Origin of the sequence: Spirochaeta thermophila DSM 6578, assembly GCF_000184345.1 — a bacterium.
Classification (GTDB): Bacteria; Spirochaetota; Spirochaetia; order Winmispirales; family Winmispiraceae; genus Winmispira; species Winmispira thermophila.
The window spans coordinates 922,827-941,993 of sequence record NC_017583.1; the positions used below are offsets into that span (position 1 = coordinate 922,827).

The 19,167-nt window shown below is 61.4% G+C and carries 16 protein-coding genes; 8 read left to right on the forward strand and 8 right to left on the reverse strand.

Features of this window, described 5'->3' with window-relative positions; translation table 11 throughout:
* The first annotated feature begins 13 nt into the window (after nucleotides 1–13).
* The gene (locus tag SPITH_RS04090) at nucleotides 14–1,060 is read left to right on the forward strand and encodes an AI-2E family transporter (protein WP_014624454.1); all 1,047 of its coding nucleotides are present in this window, start codon (nucleotides 14–16) and stop codon (nucleotides 1,058–1,060) included.
* On the opposite strand, the gene SPITH_RS04095 is transcribed toward SPITH_RS04090, so the two are convergent.
* Entirely contained in the window at nucleotides 1,011–1,706 is a 696-nt protein-coding gene (locus SPITH_RS04095; protein WP_052296256.1) for an aminotransferase class IV, read from the reverse strand. The genes SPITH_RS04090 and SPITH_RS04095 overlap by 50 nt on opposite strands.
* A 237-nt stretch (nucleotides 1,707–1,943) precedes the next feature.
* Between SPITH_RS04095 and SPITH_RS04100 the strand changes: the two genes are divergently transcribed.
* Complete coding sequence (locus SPITH_RS04100) at nucleotides 1,944–2,660, forward strand: hypothetical protein (protein ID WP_014624455.1); 717 nt, start codon at nucleotides 1,944–1,946, stop codon at nucleotides 2,658–2,660.
* On the opposite strand, the gene SPITH_RS04105 is transcribed toward SPITH_RS04100, so the two are convergent.
* Nucleotides 2,638–3,798, reverse strand: coding sequence for a chorismate-binding protein (locus SPITH_RS04105; protein WP_052296257.1), 1,161 nt, complete (start codon nucleotides 3,796–3,798; stop codon nucleotides 2,638–2,640). The genes SPITH_RS04100 and SPITH_RS04105 overlap by 23 nt on opposite strands.
* Before the next feature lies 1 nt (nucleotide 3,799).
* The gene (locus SPITH_RS04110) at nucleotides 3,800–4,489 is read right to left on the reverse strand and encodes a hypothetical protein (protein WP_014624456.1); all 690 of its coding nucleotides are present in this window, start codon (nucleotides 4,487–4,489) and stop codon (nucleotides 3,800–3,802) included.
* 103 nt (nucleotides 4,490–4,592) lie between these two features.
* Here SPITH_RS04110 and trpS point away from each other — a divergent pair, with 103 nt between their 5' ends.
* From trpS to SPITH_RS04130, 4 genes are all read left to right on the forward strand, one after another.
* Nucleotides 4,593–5,669, forward strand: coding sequence for a tryptophan--tRNA ligase (gene trpS, locus SPITH_RS04115; protein ID WP_014624457.1), 1,077 nt, complete (start codon nucleotides 4,593–4,595; stop codon nucleotides 5,667–5,669).
* Nucleotides 5,653–6,366 carry an HAD family hydrolase gene (locus SPITH_RS04120; RefSeq protein ID WP_014624458.1) on the forward strand — a complete coding sequence of 238 codons (714 nt, stop codon included), beginning with the start codon at nucleotides 5,653–5,655 and terminating at the stop codon, nucleotides 6,364–6,366. Before trpS ends, SPITH_RS04120 begins: the two co-directional genes overlap by 17 nt.
* A gap of 1 nt (nucleotide 6,367) precedes the next feature.
* Entirely contained in the window at nucleotides 6,368–7,186 is an 819-nt protein-coding gene (locus SPITH_RS04125) for a DNA repair protein (RefSeq protein WP_014624459.1), read from the forward strand.
* A gap of 72 nt (nucleotides 7,187–7,258) precedes the next feature.
* Nucleotides 7,259–7,738, forward strand: coding sequence for a TspO/MBR family protein (locus SPITH_RS04130; protein ID WP_014624460.1), 480 nt, complete (start codon nucleotides 7,259–7,261; stop codon nucleotides 7,736–7,738).
* Here SPITH_RS04130 and SPITH_RS04135 read toward each other — a convergent pair.
* From SPITH_RS04135 to SPITH_RS04155, 5 genes are all read right to left on the reverse strand, one after another.
* Entirely contained in the window at nucleotides 7,735–9,558 is a 1,824-nt protein-coding gene (locus SPITH_RS04135; protein ID WP_014624461.1) for a phosphoglucomutase, read from the reverse strand. The two genes, SPITH_RS04130 and SPITH_RS04135, sit on opposite strands and share 4 nt — an antisense overlap.
* 151 nt (nucleotides 9,559–9,709) lie before the next feature.
* Complete coding sequence (locus SPITH_RS04140) at nucleotides 9,710–11,143, reverse strand: DUF1302 family protein (RefSeq protein WP_014624462.1); 1,434 nt, start codon at nucleotides 11,141–11,143, stop codon at nucleotides 9,710–9,712.
* 12 nt (nucleotides 11,144–11,155) lie between these two features.
* A complete protein-coding gene (locus SPITH_RS04145) occupies nucleotides 11,156–11,926 on the reverse strand; it encodes an outer membrane lipoprotein-sorting protein (protein WP_014624463.1) in 771 nt (256 codons plus the stop codon).
* Nucleotides 11,923–14,628, reverse strand: coding sequence for an efflux RND transporter permease subunit (locus SPITH_RS04150; protein WP_014624464.1), 2,706 nt, complete (start codon nucleotides 14,626–14,628; stop codon nucleotides 11,923–11,925). Before SPITH_RS04150 ends, SPITH_RS04145 begins: the two co-directional genes overlap by 4 nt.
* Entirely contained in the window at nucleotides 14,625–15,275 is a 651-nt protein-coding gene (locus SPITH_RS04155; RefSeq protein WP_014624465.1) for a TetR/AcrR family transcriptional regulator, read from the reverse strand. The genes SPITH_RS04150 and SPITH_RS04155 overlap by 4 nt, the downstream gene beginning before the upstream one ends.
* A 221-nt stretch (nucleotides 15,276–15,496) precedes the next feature.
* On the opposite strand from SPITH_RS04155, the gene SPITH_RS04160 reads away from it, so the two are divergent.
* Together SPITH_RS04160 and SPITH_RS04165 are read left to right on the forward strand one after the other, a co-directional pair.
* Entirely contained in the window at nucleotides 15,497–16,765 is a 1,269-nt protein-coding gene (locus tag SPITH_RS04160; protein ID WP_014624466.1) for a response regulator, read from the forward strand.
* Between the two features lie 19 nt (nucleotides 16,766–16,784).
* Entirely contained in the window at nucleotides 16,785–19,133 is a 2,349-nt protein-coding gene (locus SPITH_RS04165) for a response regulator (RefSeq protein WP_245523482.1), read from the forward strand.
* Nucleotides 19,134–19,167 lie beyond the last annotated feature (34 nt).

Below are 19,167 nucleotides of genomic sequence, written 5' to 3' on the forward strand. Positions count from 1 at the left end.
GTACCCTGGCGTCGTGGAACGCCTGGTACGCCTGCAGGTCATCTTCCTTGCCCTCCTCTCTCTCGTTGCGATAGGGGGGGTGCTCCACATCACCCAGCAGGTGGTGCTCCCCCTCGTGATCGCGGCTCTGCTCTCGTTCATCCTTGCACCGCTCGTCGTACGCATGCATCGTGCGCGTATCCCCTATTTCCTCGGGATCACGGTGGTGATGCTCCTCCTCGTGCTCATCATCGCAGGGCTCGGCACGCTGCTGTCGTCCAGCCTCTACTCCCTCATACGTGAGTATCCCCGCTACCAGACGAGGTTCATCGGCCTCTACAACACCCTGGTGGATCGTTTCCACCTGAGGGAGTGGCTCTTCAACGACCTCTCGTGGGTGCGGACCATAGGGAGTTACCTCGTAGGCCTTTCCGGCCGCCTGGTGGAATTGGTGAGCTACACCGTCCTGGTGCTCCTCTTCCTCCTTTTCCTCCTCCTGGAGTGGCGTCACCTCCCCCGGAAGATGCTGAGGGCCCTCAGGAGGGGGCTCACCGCCCGGATCGCCCGTATCCTTGAGCACATCTCGGAGCAGATCTCCCGTTACCTCGCGGTGAAATTCTTGATCAGTCTCGCCACCGGATTGCTGGTCTGGGCGGCCTATTCGCTCATCGGTCTCGACTTCGCCTTCATATGGGGGCTCCTCGCCTTTCTCTTCAACTTCATCCCCAATATCGGGTCGGCGGTCGTCTGGGGCCTCTCCTCGCTCTTCGCCGTGATCCAGTTCTATCCGGACTGGCAGCACCCTCTCCTCGTCTCAGGGAGCATGATTCTCATCCAGATGGTGATGGGGAACCTCCTCGAACCGAAGCTCGCGGGTGAGCAGCTCAACTTGAGTCCGGTGGTGGTCCTCTTCTCGCTCCTCTTCTGGGGCTGGCTCTGGGGGGTGGCGGGGATGTTCATCGCCGTACCCCTCACCGTGATCGTGAAGATCGTGTGTGAGAACATCCCCCAGCTGAAGGCCGTGAGCATCCTCATGGGGACGGCCTCGAGACGGGACCGTTCACGAGACGGGCGGGCATGAATCCGCGGACGCTGTTGATCAGATGGATCCTCCCTTGCGCAAGGTCTTCCACTCTGAGCGGGCGCACCCTGATCTTTCCCCTTGCGAGGAGGTGCGCACGGTAGACACCGGGGAGGAGACCGTCCTCCTCGGGAGGGGTGAAGAGCACGCCTCCCACCTCCAGAAGGATGTTCGCGAAGCCGGTCTCGGTGACGCAGCCTCGGGTGTTCCAGTAGAGGAAATACGAGGTCCCCTCGTGTTCCGCCATGCGGGTGTAGAAAGGACGGAACGTGGTCTTGTGCCGGAGCCACCACCAGGAGGGATCCACGGGCTCGGGCGAGAGGAGGAGGGGCACAGGGAGTGGGGGAGCGCTGGCGGAAAGCGGCTCATGAGCGGTCTCGAGCCTGCCGTCGGGGTGGAGGAGGAGGCGCACCTTTGCAGGGTGCGCGAGCGTGGAGGTGTAGTCCTCGAGGGCCTTTCGTGTCGCGGAGAGGCAGAAGGGGTATCGGAGGATCCGGGCGCTCCGTTCGAGCCGTGCGAGGTGCTCTTCGAGGAGCCAGAGTCCGCCGTGCGGGGTCCATCTCAGGCTCTCGAGGAGGGGAGGATGCTCCTGGAGAGACGACCATTCCTCCGACGGGGGCGTGTGTCCCTCTGGATGAGTCGGCATGGGCTACTCCGGTACGGGGTATCGTAGCACCGGCGGGCGTGTTGCACCAGGGGTGAAGGACGCAGGCAGCGGTGTGCTACGCGTGGTGCCGTGAGGATCGCCGGGGAATCGATATTGGTTTAGTACACGTGGAATTTGCGGAATTCCGGAAACAGTGGTACCATATTCCACAGGCATACAGACTGGTGGGCATCCACGGTTGCGGGGAAACCTCTACACTGTGTCGAGGAGGAGAAGATGAAGCACTCTTATCTTTTTGCGATCCTCGTGGGCCTCGTGCTGAGCGGATCGATCGTCGCCCAGACGGTGATCGCCCAGGACGACTTTTTCTCCATGGGGCAGTGGAGACCTGCTTATGGGATATGGACTGCCTCCGGTTCCCTGCTCCAATCCGATGTGAAGGCGGGAATGGCCCGGATCGACAGGCCCCTTCCCCAGACGGGGGTGTTCCTCATCGAGTTCGTGGTGAAGTACGTGGATGGGGGCTACAAGGGGGATCGAGGCCGTGTCACGGGTCCCTATCATGGCGGTTTCGGGATCCATATCGGTGTGGACAAGCCTGCACCGGGAAAGGCGTGGGGGAACGGAAGGTCCTATCTCCTCTGGTTGAACTATGACGATGTCGTGCCTCCCACCTCTGTTCATTACGGCTTCCGTGGGCAGGTGTATCGGAGTTTCTCGAATAGCGAGATGGAGCTCATGCCGGAATACAATGTGGAGATCTATCCTCGGGAAGTGGTGCTCGAGAACCTCGATTACCTTCAGTATCCCCTTCCGGTGAAGATCCGGGTGGATACCTCCACAGGGGAAATCCGCGTCTACCATCCGGTGGAGACCTCGTATTACTACTATTTCCACCTCGATCCCTCGCTCCTCAAGGGAAGCTATGTGAGTTTCAGGACCAACAGTCTGGCGGTGGAGATCGACGACTTCAAGGTGACGAAAATACGGTAGGTGGTTCCTCCTTGGGGGCATGGAGGGGGCCTGCAGGGGGGGCGAGAGGCCTCCCCAGGGCTCCCACCTTCAGGAGGGCCTCGAGGTATTCTTCGCCCGGATCCGAGTCCCACACGATGCCTCCCCCGGTCCCGTAGTACCAGCGCGGCCCCTCCTTCACGAGGGTACGGATCGCCACGTTGAACAGCGCAGTCTTCCTGCTCCAGAATCCCACCGTGCCGGTGTACACTCCTCGTGGGGAATGTTCCTCGTGTGCGATGATACCCATGGTGCTCACCTTGGGGGCTCCGGTGATGGAGGCGCAGGGGAAGAGGGCCTCGAGGAGCCGGGGGATCGAGGCGGATGTCCGCGCCCTCACGGTGCTCACCATCTGGTGGGCGTAGGGGATGCTCCGGATGACGAAGAGGTGCGGAACCTCCACCGTGCCGATGGTGGCGATCTTCCCGAGATCGTTACGGATCATGTCCACGATCATGAGATTCTCGGCTCGATTTTTTTCACTTGAGAAGAGGAGGTGGGCCTGGTGGGTGTCCTCTTCTGGGGTGGCTCCACGAGGAGCTGTCCCTTTCATGGGCTCGCATTCGACGATATCCCCGTGTGTGCGGAAGAAGAGCTCGGGCGAGAACGAGAGTACCGCGTGATCCCCGGCCTCCACATAGGCGCTGTAAGAAGGGCCGGTTCTGTCCAGCAGGGAAAGAAAGAGGGGGAGGGGATCTGCGTGAGAGCGGCCTTCCAGCCTGAAGGTGTAGTTCACCTGGTACGTGATGCCTGCCTCGAGGGCCTCTCTTATTCTCGAAAGGTGGAAGAGATAGGTCTCCTCGTCGAGTTCCGGGGTGAGGGAGGGGGGCTCGATCCGTCGCGGAGGGGGAAGCGAGACATGCTCCGGAGGGTGGAATACCCCCAGGCAGAGGAGCGGTCCGGAAGGGCGATACACCGGAAGTACGGGGTCGAAGGCCGGGGCGGCCTCATACGCGAGCCAGCCCGCAGCATACCGATGTGAGCGTTGTATCTCGTGGTCGACCTCTTCGAGCACCTGAGGGATCGAGGCGAGGGCTTCGGGGCCCACCACCAGGACTCTGAGAGGCCGACGGAAGAGGAGCCAGGTATCGGAAGCGGGGTCATGAAAGAGTGCACGCATTCTATCGTTCGGGAGTGGGGGAGACAGGTCCTATTCCGGTGAGATGTCGTGTGAGGAAGGCCCCGCCTGCGCTCAGGGTTCCTTCGAATCGTAGCATCACCCCGGTTGCAGGGTCGAACCAGTAGGTGCTCTTCCAGAAGGCGGAGAGCAACCCGGCGAGTCGGATGGTGACCTTCACCGCGCGGACCTCTCTTCCCATCACGGTGAGCGTCTCCTCCCCTTGTTTCCGGGCTTCCATCTCGTAGACCTCGCCGGTGGCGGGGCGCAGGGCATAGAAGGTGAGCTTCTCCTTCGAGGATTCGGTGATGAAGGGGATGAGGCCGAATTCGAAGACCTGGATGAAGGGGAGGTCTTTCTTCAACTCGTGGGTCTTCTTTTCTTTCTTGTCTTCCTGTTCCTTGGTGTACTGGAGGACGCGCCTGTCCGGGGCCCATCGGGTGGTGATGCGGAGATTTCCGGCCTCGTACTTCCACAGGAGGGTGGAGGTGCCCGCATGCACGGCTTCCCACCGGGCTTCGGTGCTCTCCACCTCGATGTCGAGGCGCCCGCCGTCCGCTACGACCCGGTAACGGTCCTCCCACGAGCGATCGCCTGCCGTGGTCTGGTAGGTGTAGAGGCCCGAGAGGGGGTGGGCCGGCAGGAGAGAGGAGATGAGCAGGAGAAATGCTGCATGCATGAGACGGGTCCGCATCGTGGTCCCAGTATATCACGTTTCCTGGATCATGCCAGCTCCCTTGCAAGGAGAGGGGTTCCTGTCTATAGTATGCCCGTATCTCAGGGTAAGGAGAGGGGGCATGGAACGAAAGCGCATTCTCACGGGTGACAGACCGACGGGGAAGCTGCACCTGGGACACTATGTGGGTTCTCTCGCCAACAGGGTGAAGCTCCAGGACGACTACGAGTGTTTCTTCATCATCGCCGACCTGCACATGCTCACCACGAAGCCGGAGAAGAAGGACGTGGAGGCGATCGCGGAGAATGCGAGGGAGATGGTGCTCGACTACCTGGCGTGTGGGATCGACCCGGAGAAGTCGGTGATCTACCTGCAGTCCGCCGTTCCCGAGGTGTACGAGCTCAATCTCTTTTTCGAGATGCTCGTGACGGTCCCCCGTCTTCAGCGCATCCCGACTCTCAAGGAGATGGCCCAGGCTGCGCACCTGGAGGAGATGCCTCTGGGGCTCCTCGGGTATCCGGTGCTCCAGGCGGCCGATATCCTCCTCCCCCGAGCCCACGTGGTGCCGGTGGGGAAGGACAATGTGCCGCACGTGGAGCTGACCCGGGAGATCGCGCGCAGGTTCAATTTCCTCTACGGCGAGGTCTTTCCCGTTCCCGACCCGCTGGTGGGTGAGGTTCCCACACTGGTGGGGATCGATGGTGCGGCGAAGATGTCCAAGTCGCTCGGGAACGCCATCCTCCTCTCCGACGATCCTAAGACCGTGGAGAAGAAGGTCTTCAAGATGTACACGGATCCGAACCGGGTGCGTGCAGATGTGCCTGGAAGGGTCGAGGGTAATCCGGTGTTCATCTATCACGATATTTTTAATCCCAACAAGGAAGAGGTTGAGGATTTGAAGCGTCGGTACCGGGAGGGGAAGGTGGGGGACGTGGAGGTGAAGGAGAAGCTCGCGAGGGCGCTCAATGCCTTCCTGGATCCCATCCGAGAGCGGCGTGAGTACTTCCGCCGGCAGACGGGTCTGGTGGACGAGATCCTCTACGAGGGGACCATGCGGATGAGGGAGGAGGGGAGGAAGACCCTCATCGAGGTGAGGAAGGCGATGGGGCTCGCCGGGGTGTGGAACAGGATAAGCAGAGGGGCGGAGCGGCGGAGAAAGAAGCAGGAGAAGGGGGGTACGGATGCGGATGAGGCGTGAGTGCGCGCCGCCCGGTATCCGGGCGGCGATCTTCGATATGGATGGTACGCTCGTCAATTCGGAGGATGTGTATTGGGATGCGGACTGCGCCTTTCTCGATCGGTACGGGATTCCTCACGATGATGCCCTGCGCGAGTACATGATCGGGAGGGGGACGAAGGGGTTCATCGAGTGGATGCGTACGCAGAAAGAGATCCCCAGGTCCGATGAGGAGCTGGCAAGGGAGAAGATCGGGCTCTTCCTCGAGCACGCCAGGGGCAGGGTGCAGGTGTTTCCCGAGATGCGGAGGTTGTTGGGGCTCTTTGAGGAGGCGGGGATGTCGTGTGCCCTGGCGTCGGGGTCTCCCCGACGGGTCATCGAGGTGCTGCTCGAAGAGACGGGGCTCGTGGGGTTCTTCCGGGTGGTGGTGTCGGCGGACGAGGTGGCGCGTCCCAAGCCGGCGCCGGATGTGTTCCTCGAGGCGGCGGGGAGGCTTGGGGTGGAGCCGGGTGGGTGTGTGGTCTTCGAGGACTCGGAGCCGGGGGTGCAGGCGGCGTTGGATGCGGGGATGGTGTGCGTGGCGATCCCCACGTTGGTGAAGGATCGCTACCCGGAGGTGTTCTACCAGGCGGATGTGTTGTTCGAAGGGGGGATGGGGGAGTTTTGCGCGGAGCGGGTGTGGGAGTGGCTGGGGTGTGGGGTGGGGGTGAGGAGGTAGGATGGGACTGGGGTCGGCGGTGGTGAGGGGGTTCCAGGAGGAGGTGCTGGGGTTCCACCGGCGCGAGGGGCGGGATTTTCCGTGGCGGCGCACGCGTGATCCGTACGCGATCTTCGTCTCGGAGATGATGCTCCAGCAGACGCAGACGTCGCGGGTGGTGGGGAAGTACGGGGAGTTCCTGGCGCGGTTTCCCTCGTGGGAGGTGCTCGCCGGGGCGAGGCTGGGGGAGGTGCTGGAGGTGTGGCAGGGGTTGGGATACAACAGGCGGGCGAGGGGGGTGTGGGAGAGCGCCCGGATGGTGGTGGAGTGGTGGGGCGGGCGGCTGCCGAAGGAACCGGAGCTGCTGGAGGTGCTTCCCATGGTGGGGCCGTACACCGCGCGGGCAGTGGCGACGTTCGCTTACGGGAAGCCGTGCGTGTTCATAGAGACGAATATCCGCACGGTGTTCCTCGATCGGTTTTTCCCGGGGAGGGAGGGGGTGCGGGATGCGGAGATTCTCCCATTGGTGGAGGAGACGCTCTATCGGGATGATGTGCGTACGTGGTACTATGCCCTGATGGATGTGGGGGCGGCGATCAAGGCGCGGAGGGGGAATGCAGGGCGCAGGAGCGCGCACTACCGGCGTCAGGGGAGGTTCGAGGGGTCGGTGCGGCAGGTTCGAGGGGCGGTGCTGCGGGTGCTGGTGAAGCGGGGTGGGTGTGAGGTGGGGGAGCTGGCGGAACGGCTGGGGAGGGGGAGGGAGGAAGTGGAGGGGGTGGTAGGGGCGTTGGAGCGGGAGGGGTTGGTGGTGAGGGAGGGGGGAAGGGTGTATGTGCCGTAGAATGCGATTTGCATTTTCGTCATAAGAGTACTACTATTCTGAGTAGTACGTTGGCTTTCTAAGGAGGAGATAATGATAGTGAAAGAGATCATGCTCTTCGTTGTTGCGGTGGGTATCTGTCTTGGTGTTGGTTTTCTTGGCTCGTCTTTCACCATGCCTGCCATCGAAGGCTGGTACAGCACCATCGAGAAGCCCTCTTTCAATCCTCCCAACTGGATATTCGCCCCTGTGTGGACCGTTCTCTTTGTGCTGATGGGGATTTCTCTCTACCTCGTGATTCGGAAAGGGTTCTCTTCCCAGGTGGGCCTTGCGGTACTCCTCTTTGTGGTACAATTGATCCTCAACGTGCTCTGGTCGTTTTTCTTCTTCGCGCGCCGAAGTCCCGGTCTCGCGCTGGTGGATATCGTGATCCTCTGGGTCGCCATTCTCGCACTTATTCTGGTCTTTGTCCGGATAGAGCGTTGGGCAGGATACCTCCTCATTCCGTATCTATTGTGGGTGAGCTTTGCCACTGTGCTCAATGCGAGCATTTTCGTGTTGAACCGCACTTAGGAGCGTGTACGACCTCGTGAAGCCTCCTCGTCGGCACGTCGGATGAGGCTGTGCTGCCACTCGAGGAGGTAGTCGTAGAGGCCGGGGAGATGTGCGCGTGCATCCACCATCACACGGAAGACGGGTTCGGTCCCTGATTTCCGCATCCACATGAAGGCGCATGGCTCGCCCTTTTCGTCTTTGAAGAGGATCCTGAGGCCTCCTTTCTGTGTGCCGGTGCGGAAGGAGGGGCCGAAGCCCACGTGTGTCTCGAGGCCTTCGTGGTGGTGTTCTTCGAAGCCGGTGATGCCGAAGCGCTCGTGGAGTTCGTTCGCGCGGAGTTCCCAGTCCGACAGGAAAAGGCGTTCGTAGGTGGATTTGAAGGCGGCCCGGTCCTCTGATCGGATGGTGAGACGTGCCTCAGGGGCACCTGTGCCGGTGGTGAGGTAGGCGGGGAGAGAGGAGAGTACGTCTGTGAGGGTGAAGTGGGGATGATAGGAGAGGCCCTTCCGGGCGCACCATCTCGCAAAGAGGGCATAGGGAGGTTCTCGCAGGGCGAGGATCTTGAGCACCGACCCGAGCGTGGCGAGGGGATCGCGTACCCGTGCCGGATGCACGATGCTCCCCCCGTTGGACCCTTCCCCCAGCACCCGCACCACCCACCCCTCTTGCCGCAGCGCCTCCGCCTTCCCCACCACATGCGCCTCCCCCACCTCCGTGCGCACCACGTGCGCCCCGAACGCCCCCGCCACCTCCTCCACCCGCAGCGACGTCGGCCCGTTGCACACCACCGCCACCCTGTGCGCCTGTACCCCGCCGGGAAGCAGCGCATCCAGCCACGCCAGCTCGCCGAGCACCGCGAGCGCGAACACCTCCTGTGCCCCCAGCGCCCTCACCCCCACCCCGGGCGCGCCGTACACCAGGTTCCCCCGATCGCCGTCGCAGTCCGGCACGTACCCCAGCACCTCGCACTCCCGTTCCTCCACCACGCTCCTCACCAGGTCCGCGCACATCTCCAGCGACTCCCCCTCGGGCAGGATCTCGTGGACGAATCGTCCGGGTTCGGCATTGTAAAGGCGCACCTCGCATCCAAGGTCCTCCAGCACCTCCCTGTCCACGCTCGCCCCCCGGGCGCTCCCGTTGAGCTCCCCCACCACCACCAGCCCTCTCCTGCGCACCCCCTCTCCCAGCTCCCTCCACCTTCGGGCCACTTCCTCCTCGGCCTCCCCCCCCGTGATCACCCGCCGCACGAACCCCCCGTACGCCCTGAGCGCCCGGTCCTTCCACCTGGCTTCCTCCTCCCACAGATCCGAAGGCGCCTCCCCCTCGAGGAGCCCCTCTGCCTCCGCCTCGCCGAGCCTCTCCACCTCCTCCCTGAACCTGCGTATGAGCTCGTTCGCCTCATCTGCAGAGAGCACCCCTCCCCTTGCCCCCACCTTGATCCCGTTGTGCCCCACCGGGTTGTGGCTCGCGGACACGTACACGAACCCGGCCAGATCGGGGTCCGCCGCAGAGAGGGCCATCACCTCAGGCGCCGCCGCGATCCCCGCGTAGTGCACCCCCACACCCTCCATGCACAACCCTGCGGCGAGCGCCCTGCACAGCGCCTTCCCTGTGGGCCGCGAATCCCGGGCGAGGAGCAGCGAAGTCCCCTGCTTTTGCCCTCTGAAAAACTCCCCGATCACCTTTCCTGCACAGACTGCCAGGACCCTGTCGGCTTCGCTGATTTCAGGCGACGTATCCTGCTCCTCTCCTGAGGCGGCGAACACCTTCCGCCATCCGGAGACCGAGAGGATGTACCCCTTGAGCGCGCTCATCAGGTGCAGCCGATCTACCGCCATCGCCCTTCCTCTTTGCGACATTCTCTCGTTCACGAAGGGGGACCCCCTTCACAAAAGCCCATCTAAGACAAAAAACGGAAAAGAGACAAGACCTGGGTGAGCCAAAAAAAGGCGCCGCGTATGCGGCGCCTCCTCTCGTAGCACCACAGCCTCAGAACGCCATCCGTGCCCCCACCTGGAAGAAGCTGTTCCCGTTGAACTGACCGAAGTAGCCCGCCTCGTCTCCTCCGAACCAGGTGTAGGAGGCGGTGAGGAAGATGTCGTCTGCCACGTTGTACTCGAGCTTCGGGCGGATCATATAGTCGCCGTCTTCCACTGCGTAGGCTCCTGCGAGCTCGATCGTGAGCGTGTCGTGCAGGAGCCGCTCGGTGATCCCCGCGTTCACGAGCGTGGTGGTGTAGGTCCCATCCTCGTCGTACTCGGTGTCTCCCGCCTCGATCCCCGAGGTACCGAGGATCACCGTACCCACCACCTGGAGGTTCACGTTGAGGTTACCGAACGGCAGGTCCTTGTCCATCCCCGCGAGGTAGGCGATGCGGTTGTTCCGGACGACGGGGTCGTCGCCCGCGGTATCCTCGGTGAGGAAGTAGGCGAGCTCACCCTTGAGGTTGAACCCTCCCGGCGCAGCCCCTGCCTCGAGACCGAAGAGGTGCACCCTGTCGTAGGAGATCGTCACCCGGTAGTCGGTGGCGAGCCGCGAGGTATCGATCACCGGGAGCCGGTCGAAGGTGTACTGGTAGGAGAGCCCCAGGTCCACCCCACCGGCAGAGTAGGTGAACCTGGTGGCGGCGATGAAGTCCTCCAACGAGTCGGGGAGGTCGTACCGGATGGCCGAGGAGCTCGTTTCCTCCGCCCAGGCGGCGGCCTTGAGTGAGGCCAGGTCCTGAGCGGCTGTCGGGTTCATCCCTCCTGTGATATACTGTGTGGTGAGATTCTGTGCCATCTGTGCGGCCGCCTCCTCGATCACCCCCTCCACCGCACGCTCGAGCTCGCTCAGCTCCCGCTGCACCCACATCCCCTCCATGGGGAACACATCGGGCGTGAAGACCGGCACGTACACCAGCTCCCAGCTCCCCAGCGTGCCCACCGGCACGCTGAGTCTCACCATTTTCTCGGCCTTCTTCCGGTCCAGGTAGTCGGGGTTGATGAAGTCCGAGTAGTCGGTAGGGTTGATGGTGTCGAAGACGTGCACCTTGTCTCCCTTGCCCCACACGAGCTTGAGGTACCCCACATCGAGCGTGGCCCAGGGCAGGAAGATCTGCACATAGGCCTCGTCGATGAGGTCTTCGAGCGAGCGGTACACCCCCTCCTGGGTGGTGTAGTCGTACCACTGGCTGTAGTGCAGCCGGGCCGTTGCCCGAGACCGCTCGCCCTCGTAGGTGAGGCCGAGCTCCACCGTGGCGAAGGGCGATACCGCCTGGTCACCCGCGTCCTCGTCAGGATCGGTGAAGAGACGCACCTGGCTCTCCACCTTCCCTGAGACCTCCACAAGGCCGGCCGCTCCTTCCTCGAAGAACGAGAGCTCCTGGGAACCGAGCGTCAGGGCACAAACGCCTAACACCACACACATCCATCGTATCTTCATAGGTCACCTCCCTCACAGCCTTCCTGTTTCGAGGAACTTCTGGCTGAAAAGTGCATCCGGCAGTTCCTCATTGTACTTGATCTTCTGGATCTCCAGCCTGGTGGCATGGCCTGTCTTCACGTTCTTCATCAGCGTGACCATGGGCGTCCAGACACCCTCGACCTTCTCGAGCTTCTCGATGGTGAGCACCTTGAGGATCGTCTTCTCGTCCTCGTACATCTCCACCCGAATGGGAATGAAGTTGTCCTTCCTCACCCAGCTCACCCTGTGGTGGTACTGGCTGTTCTTTGCATCCTTTGGTACCGACTTCACCACATAACAGGGAACACCATCGAGGTTCTCTTCGCGCAGGAGAGTGTGGACATCATCATCTATGTCTCTGCTCGACATATCGTCGTAGGTGAAGTCCGAGCCCATGAACGACTGGCCCCCCTCTTCGGCCGCGATCCTCCGTACCCGACGCAGTGTCGGAAGGTAGATGAACTTGTCGTCTGGCCTCCCCTTCTGCTCGAGGACGAGGAACCTGGTGTCCTTCACCGAGGCGGGCCTGTGAAAGACGATGAGCGATCGCGTAAGATCGTCGCTCCCCTTCTTACCGAACATCTCGAGGATACGCTCCGAGGTGCTCCCATTCTTTTCTATGAGGAGCATACGCACCAGGGCGTGGCTCGCGTCCACCTTCACGGCGTCGCGGGCCTTTTCCATGATCTCCCTTCCGTCCAGGGCAAAGATCCCGCTGACGAGAAGTGGCAGAAAGAGCAATGCGGTGAACACTCGTCTCATGGGGTTCCTCCCGTGTGGTGTGTGGTGTCGGCCCTTCTCAGGAAGGCCGCTTCCTTTATGGCGAAGATCGCAGGCAACAGGGTGATGGAGGCCGCGCTCGAGGTGGCCATGGTGAGGGCGATGAGTAGGCCCATGTAGGCGATGGGGACGAACTGCGAGAGCAGGAGCACCAGGAATCCTGCAGCCACCGATACCGCATTGAAGAGGATGGCCTTGCCCACGCCCTTCATGCTGTTGCGCGTGGCCTTCTCCCTGTCCCCCGTGCTGATCCGTTCGCGGTGGTAGTAGTTCATGAAGTGGATGGCGTAGTCGATCCCGATACCGATGGCGAGCGAGGCCACCATGGAGGTGGGGATGTCGAGTCTGATACCTGTGAGCCCCATCACCCCGAAGTTGATGAGCACCGTGATCCCCAGGGGGATGAGCCCGTAGATCCCGGCGGCGATGGACCTGAAGGTGACCACCAGTATGAGGAACACGAGCCCAAGCGAGACCGCGATACTTATGGTCTGGGACTTGACGATGAGCTCGGTGAGGGCGTACTCCACCTTCGCCTGTCCGCTCGTCCGTATGGTGTAGCCCTCCGGAAAGTGGGCACGTGCATACTCCTCGGCCTCGCGCGCGATCTCGTAGGCCCGTATGGAGCTTGACGTGGCGAGCTGTACGGTCATCTTGGCCTTGGATGGCTCTATGGCATCGTCTATCCAGGCCGAGAGGCTTCCCGAGTAGAGGAGGAGGTACTGGGAGATGAGGTTGGCGAGTTCCTCCCTGGTCTCAACCGGGTACTTCGCAGGATCGTACGGTATCTCGTAGTAGGAGGCGCCTCGCCAGTTGAGGGCTCGATCGATGAGCCGCACGAGCTCGGCCGCCGAGATGTCGGCCCTGGGGGCGAGGGCGTACGCCTGGTTGAGGATGGTGAGGAACTCCTCCCGTGTGAGGGTGGTCACCCCCTGGGGCGCAGGAGCCCTCTCGGCAGAAGGTGGGGCGGCTCGCTCGGACGCAGCAGCCCCTTTGGCGGTCCCCTCTTCCTCGAAGAAGAAGAGCCCATCCTCGGTTCCCTCCTCCTCGAAGAAGCTGAAGGGCAGGCCGGGAGACTCCTCCGGAGCGCTCGAGGCGGCGGGGGCAGGCTCGGCGGTAACGGGAGTCTCATGTTCAGGCGGTGCGTTGAGCACTTGGTTGATCCGCTTGAGGAAGTCGGTGAAGGAGACCACCTTCTTCACCTCGGGGAACTTGTCCTTGAGGTACAGGGTGAGATCCTCCATGGCCTTGAGCACCTCCGGATTGGTGAGCGCCCCCCTCTCCGTGCCCTCGACCACGATCTCGAATGTCTTGGTCCCTACGAACCGCTCCCTGAAGAACCTGTCCGCCTCGCGTATCTCGGTGCCGGGTCGGAAGTAGTCGATGAGTACGTTGTCCTTGTCGAGCAGCGTGGTGCCGTAGATACCGACGATCACCACCACCAGGGCGAAGAGGAGGATGCTCCCCTTTTTCTGCGAGAAGAGGGTGTAGAGGAAGAGCATGAACCTGTCGGCGAGGTCTTCCTTCTCCACCTTCCTGTTGTTGAGCCGGACCTGAAGGGCACGGTGACGGGCTATGAGGAGCGCGGGTATGAAGGTCACGGCCACCACGAGGGCCACCAGGACGCCGAAGGCGCTGAAGATCCCGAACTCCTGGATGGGCCGCACCTGACTCGAGGCGAGCGAACCGAATCCCACCATGGTGGTGAGCGCGGCGAGAAAGATCGACTTCCCTATGTGTTGCACGATGGAGGCCACGATGGCGTCGTGCTCCTCCTCGTTCACCCGACCGCCCCGCTCTCTGATGAGGTCGTAATAGTGGCTTATGATGTGGATGCCGTACGCGCTCCCCACCGCCATCATCACCACGGGGAGGACCGTTCCTATGAGAGAGAGCTTGATCCCGAGCAGGGCCATGAGTCCCACGGTCCAGATGGTGCTGATGATCACCGTGGTGAGGGGGAGGATCACCCCCCCGGGTTTGCGGAAGGAGAGGGCGAGCACCAGCACCAGGACCCCGATCACCAGGGGGATGAGGAGCACCAGGTCCTTCTGCATGTTGGTCGATATGAGCACCGTGACCGCCGGGGTACCGGCGATGTAGGTGCGCATGTGGGGGTGCGGGGTGCGTGCGATGAAGTCCTTTATCGCGAAATAGACGTGTTGGCGCTCATCCTCGGTGGTGGAACTCTTGATGGGAACGATGATCTGCGTACCCCTGAAGTCGGGGGAGTAGAGCACCCCTTCGTACATCTCCCATGAGAGGAGTCGCTCCTTCAGGCGGGCGATCTGGACCGGATCGGTGGGATCCTCGATGATCGGCACCACCTCCATGCCCTCGGTCGTGGGGGCGATGTAGTCGGTGTTGGTGAGGGATGTCACCTCTTCCACCTCTTCCAGGGACTCTATTTCCCTCGTGAGGGCGTCGACGAACGAGAGGACCTCGGGCGAGAAGATGGTACCCACCTCGGTCTCGATCCCCACCACGATCCCCAGCGCCTCCCCGAACTGGTCCTCGGTCTCCTTGAAGGCGAGCCGTTCCGGATGTTCCTCGGGAATGAAATGGAAGGGATCGTTGTCGAGTTCTATACGCGGGATCTGGAAGGCGAAGAACAGGGTGATGGCCAAGATGACGCCTATGGTGAGCCAGGGATACCGATAGAGAAGGGAGACGCGTACCTTCATGTGCTGCTCCTTTCCGGTGAGAGTGCGTCGAGGAAGAGCGAGAGGGTGTAGTCGATGATCTCCTGCTCGGAGAAGTTCGTCCCCAGCAGGAGGAGGTTTGCGCCGACGGCCATGCGCTGGAGGAAGCTCTTGATCACGTTCGCCACGGCGAAGGCGGCCTTCTCCGGCTCTATGTCCTTGCGGATGGACCCGTCGTGTATACCCTTTTTGAGAATATCGATGATGAGGGCGAGTATGGCGTCCACCCGGGTATAGGAAGCCTTGATGCTCTCCTTCTTCACACCGATCTTCTGGGCGAGGAACTCGAGCGAGGCGGCGAAGGAGAACTCCTTCACGTGGTCCTCGTAGAACCGCCGGTAGGCCTCCACCACCTTCTTGAGGGCCTCCAGGCCGGTGCGGGCTTTCTCTGTGGCCTCTTTGATCCGTGCGAGAAGCTCGTCGAAGGTCTGATTGACGATGGCGAGGGCGAGTTCCTCCTTGTTCTTGAAGTAGAGATAGAGGGTGCCCTTGCTGAGTTCGCACTCTTCGGCGATCTGGTCCATGCTCGTCTCGAGAAAGCCTCGGGAGAGGAAGAGTTTTCGTGCGGCCTTCAGAATGGCCTTGCGTCGGGCCTCCTTTTCCCGTGCCCTTCGTTCCGCCGTACCCATGAAAACTCCGACCGATCGTTTGTATATGACTGATATATATTAGATGACTATCAGTCAGATATGAATATACTCTCATTCCTTCTCACCGGCAATGGGGGCTCCTCCTCCGTGAAACATGAGAATCACCCACGGGTTTTTCGGGCATCCGGGAGTATTTTGACAAGCCGCACGTCTATCCATTATATTGAGAGAAGGTAAGATCCGCTCATGGAAGGGGACACATGAAAAAGATCCTCGTCATCGATGAATCCTCGCATCTGAGGGAATACCTCACACAGAAGCTCCCGGAATACGGATTCGAGGTGATCTCGAGTCCCAATGCCCTCGACGGACTGGTGAAGATGCGTAACGAGGTCCCCGATCTCGTGATCCTGGACTCCTTTCTCTCGAGAGGAAGCGTGGAGGAGGTGCTCGACGAGAAGTCGAGTCACCCCAACACGAAGGGGATCCCCCTCATCCTCACCGCCGGCGCGATGGACAAACAGACCCTCCTCAGACTCGCCCAGAAGGGGATTCGGAAGATCCTCACCAAGCCCCTCAAGATCGATGTACTCCTCAAAGGGATCTCTGAACTGCTGGGTGTCCCCGTCACGCTCGATGATACGCCGTGCATCATCGAGGCCCATGTGAACGAGGAGATCGTCTTCATAGAAGTAGCGCAGGGCCTCAACAAGGAGAAGATCGAGCTCCTCCGCTACAAGCTCGCGGAGCTCATGGAACTCTACAAGCTCAAGGTCCCGCGGGTGCTGGTGATCATGAGCAGCCTCGAGATCACCAAGGACGATTCCCTCAAGCTCGCCGCCCTCTTCCACATCGTGCTCGAGGAGACGAAGACGCGACCCCGTTTCGTCAAGGTGCTCACCACCAGCGAGTTCGTGAGGGAGTACCTCGCCCACCACGACGACTTCCAGAAGATAGAGGTGGCCGATTCCCTCGAGAAGGTGATGGACGCCCTCCTGGGAGAGAAGGCCGAAGTGGGAGGGCAGCCCGCGGAACACATCCTCTCCTCCCAGAGGCCCGACACGGCGCGGGAGGAGAAATTCCATCTGCGGTTCGATGCGGAGAAGGTGGAAGAGAGATCGGCACGACCCTCCTCCGGCGCCCTCCTTGGGGCCCTTCCCCGCGGTGCACTCTTCTGTGTGGTCGACGACGATCTCGTGATCCAGGAGCTGGTGAAGAAGGCCTTCTCCGATGTGGGGATCACGGTGAAGGCCTACAACAATGGACGTGAATTCGTCATGGACGAGGAGGGCGTTTCCCGGTGCACGCTCCTCTTCCTCGACCTCCTCATGCCCCAGATGGATGGATTCGCCACCATGCAGGCCCTCAAGTCCATGGGTGCCTCGTTTCCCATCATCGTGCTCTCCGCCCTCTCAAAGCGCGAGACCGTCCTCAAAGCGGTAGAATACGGGGTGAAGAGCTATGTCGTGAAACCCCTCAAGCCGGAGCTCCTCCGCAGAAAGGCGGTGGAGGTCCTCATCTCACTCTAGGAGGCTCCCGTTGCAGCGGATGTCCAGCTTTTCTTCGCCCATGCTCCTCGAGGTTCTGGAACACGTGCCGGTGGGGATGATCCTGCTCTCCCCCGAGGGGGACATCCTGGCTGCGAACGGCCGATTCCTCGATATGGTGGACTGGAGCGAGGAGGAGCTGGACGGGGTGAGGTTCCCCCAGATCATCTATTCATCGGACGAACCTGTGGTGAGTTCGTTCATCGATCGCCTCGCCCGCGGAGAGGCGCATCAGGCCGGCCTCCTGGTACGGGCGGCCCGTAAGGATGGGAGCATTGCCTGGTGGCGACTCTGGGGATTCTCGAGGGGAGCAGAGGTCCTCCTCGGGGTCTTCGACATCACGGATCAGAAGGTCACCGAGGAACACCTTCGGAAGGAGCGGGAGGAGGCGATAAGGTCGGTGCAGTCCAAGTCCCGGTTCCTCGCCAACATGAGTCACGAGATACGCACCCCGCTTCACACGATCCTCGGTATGACGGAACTGCTCGAAGACACACGTCTCGACGAGGAGCAGCGGGACTACGTGCAGCAGATCAGGTTCTCGGGAGAGGCCCTTCTCGCCCTCATCAACGATATCCTGGATTACTCGAAGATAGAGGCCGGAAAGCTCCCCATGGAGATCATCGACTTCGACCTCTACGAGGTGGTGGAGCAGGCCGTGGGTATGGTCTCACTCCAGGCGCACAAGAAACACCTCGAAGTGGTGGTGGATATCGGTGAGGAGGTGCCCCGCAGGGTGAAAGGCGATCCCCTCCGCATACGCCAGATCCTGGTCAATCTGGCCAACAATGCGGTGAAGTTCACGGAGAAGGGGCATGTCTTCTGCCGTGTACAGCTCGTGCAGCAGAGGAAGGGAGTGGCGTGGGTGGCGTTCACGGTGGAGGATACCGGTATAGGCATACCCGAGAACAAGAAGCATAGACTCTTCCGGGTCTTCAGCCAGATCGACGAATCCACCACCAGGCGTTTCGGCGGTACGGGGCTCGGACTCGCGATTTCGAAGAGTCTCGTGGAGATGATGAAGGGTGAGATAGGGGTGAGAAGCAGGGAAGGGGAGGGGAGCTCTTTCTGGTTCCTGCTCCCCCTGCCGATCGTGGAATCCTACGAACCACCCGTATCGCTTGGAGAGGTGGGAAGCCTCCTCCTCGTGGAGGACTACCCCCTCACCAGGAGGGTGCTCCACCGATACTTACAGCGTTATTTCCCCCATATCGACGATGCCTCCACAGGAGCGGAGGCGCTCAGGAAGATGAGAGAACGGGCCGAACGAGGGGAGATATACGACCTCGTGCTGGTCGATCTCACCCTTCCCGGCATGGACGGATGGCAGTTCGCGAGCGAGGTGAACGCCGACAGGAGCATCAACGACACGCGGATGGTCCTCATGAGCCCCATGGGGGAGGGTGCAGAGGCGAAGATGAAGCTCCTCAAGTGGTTCGACGCCTACCTCGCCAAGCCGGTGAGGAAAGACGACCTCTATCGAACCGTCGCCAGGGTGGTGAACGAGGAGATGGAACTCGAAGGGGTGGAAGCGGAAGGGCCTGAAGGAGGAGAGGAAAGGCCCGCGGATGCAGGTAACTATCTCATCCTCGTGGCGGAGGATCACATAGTGAACCAGGAGCTCTTTTTCACCATCCTCTCTCGACTCGGTTACAGGGTCGAGCTTGCGGGCAACGGGAAAGAGGCGGTGGAGAAGGGGCTCGCGCTCAAACCCGACCTCATCTTCATGGACGTACAGATGCCCGAGATGAACGGCTACGACGCCGCCCGGGTCCTGAGGGAGCACGGATATGAGGGGCCGGTGATCGCGGTGACGGCGAGCGCCTTCAGGGAGGACAGGGAACGGGCCCTCGCGGCCGGTATGAGCGATTTCCTTCCCAAACCATTCAAGAAGAAGGATCTGCTCCCTGTGCTCCAGAAGTGGCTGTCGGATACCAAGAGGGATGGACCCGCTCCTGAGTCGGCTTCGACCGAGACCGTCCCCGTCGAGAAAGTGGGAGAAGAGGATCTCTTCGACCTCACCGGGGCGAGAGAGGCCTTCATGGATGACATGGACGTGCTCTCGAACGTGATCGATCGGTTTTTCGAGCGACTTCCCCAGCAGTTCGGCCGGATAGAGGAAGCCCTCTCGAGGCAGGATGCCGAGACGGTGCGTACCGAGGCCCATGGGATCAAGGGGGGGAGTTGGAATCTCTCCATGAAGTTGTTGGGCGACCTTGCGGCCGAGATGGAGACGGCGGCGAAGGAGGGGGATATCTCCCGGTGCAAGCAGCTTTTTCCCCGTCTCAAACAGGGCTTCGTACGGACGAAGGAGTACGTGGAACGCAGCCTCTCCCCCCAGCACTCCTAGAGTGGAAGCGCATTCTTCTTTCCCCTTTTGCTTT

Coding starts and splice junctions, on each gene's coding strand:
- SPITH_RS04095 (WP_052296256.1), bottom strand. CDS start 1,706: ATGCCGACTCATCCAGAGGGACACACGCCCCCGTCGGAGGAATGGTCG.
- SPITH_RS04100 (WP_014624455.1), top strand. CDS start 1,944: ATGAAGCACTCTTATCTTTTTGCGATCCTCGTGGGCCTCGTGCTGAGC.
- SPITH_RS04105 (WP_052296257.1), bottom strand. CDS start 3,798: ATGCGTGCACTCTTTCATGACCCCGCTTCCGATACCTGGCTCCTCTTC.
- SPITH_RS04110 (WP_014624456.1), bottom strand. CDS start 4,489: ATGCGGACCCGTCTCATGCATGCAGCATTTCTCCTGCTCATCTCCTCT.
- trpS (WP_014624457.1), top strand. CDS start 4,593: ATGGAACGAAAGCGCATTCTCACGGGTGACAGACCGACGGGGAAGCTG.
- SPITH_RS04120 (WP_014624458.1), top strand. CDS start 5,653: ATGCGGATGAGGCGTGAGTGCGCGCCGCCCGGTATCCGGGCGGCGATC.
- SPITH_RS04125 (WP_014624459.1), top strand. CDS start 6,368: ATGGGACTGGGGTCGGCGGTGGTGAGGGGGTTCCAGGAGGAGGTGCTG.
- SPITH_RS04130 (WP_014624460.1), top strand. CDS start 7,259: ATGATAGTGAAAGAGATCATGCTCTTCGTTGTTGCGGTGGGTATCTGT.
- SPITH_RS04135 (WP_014624461.1), bottom strand. CDS start 9,558: ATGGCGGTAGATCGGCTGCACCTGATGAGCGCGCTCAAGGGGTACATC.
- SPITH_RS04140 (WP_014624462.1), bottom strand. CDS start 11,143: ATGAAGATACGATGGATGTGTGTGGTGTTAGGCGTTTGTGCCCTGACG.
- SPITH_RS04145 (WP_014624463.1), bottom strand. CDS start 11,926: ATGAGACGAGTGTTCACCGCATTGCTCTTTCTGCCACTTCTCGTCAGC.
- SPITH_RS04150 (WP_014624464.1), bottom strand. CDS start 14,628: ATGAAGGTACGCGTCTCCCTTCTCTATCGGTATCCCTGGCTCACCATA.
- SPITH_RS04155 (WP_014624465.1), bottom strand. CDS start 15,275: ATGGGTACGGCGGAACGAAGGGCACGGGAAAAGGAGGCCCGACGCAAG.
- SPITH_RS04160 (WP_014624466.1), top strand. CDS start 15,497: ATGAAAAAGATCCTCGTCATCGATGAATCCTCGCATCTGAGGGAATAC.
- SPITH_RS04165 (WP_245523482.1), top strand. CDS start 16,785: ATGTCCAGCTTTTCTTCGCCCATGCTCCTCGAGGTTCTGGAACACGTG.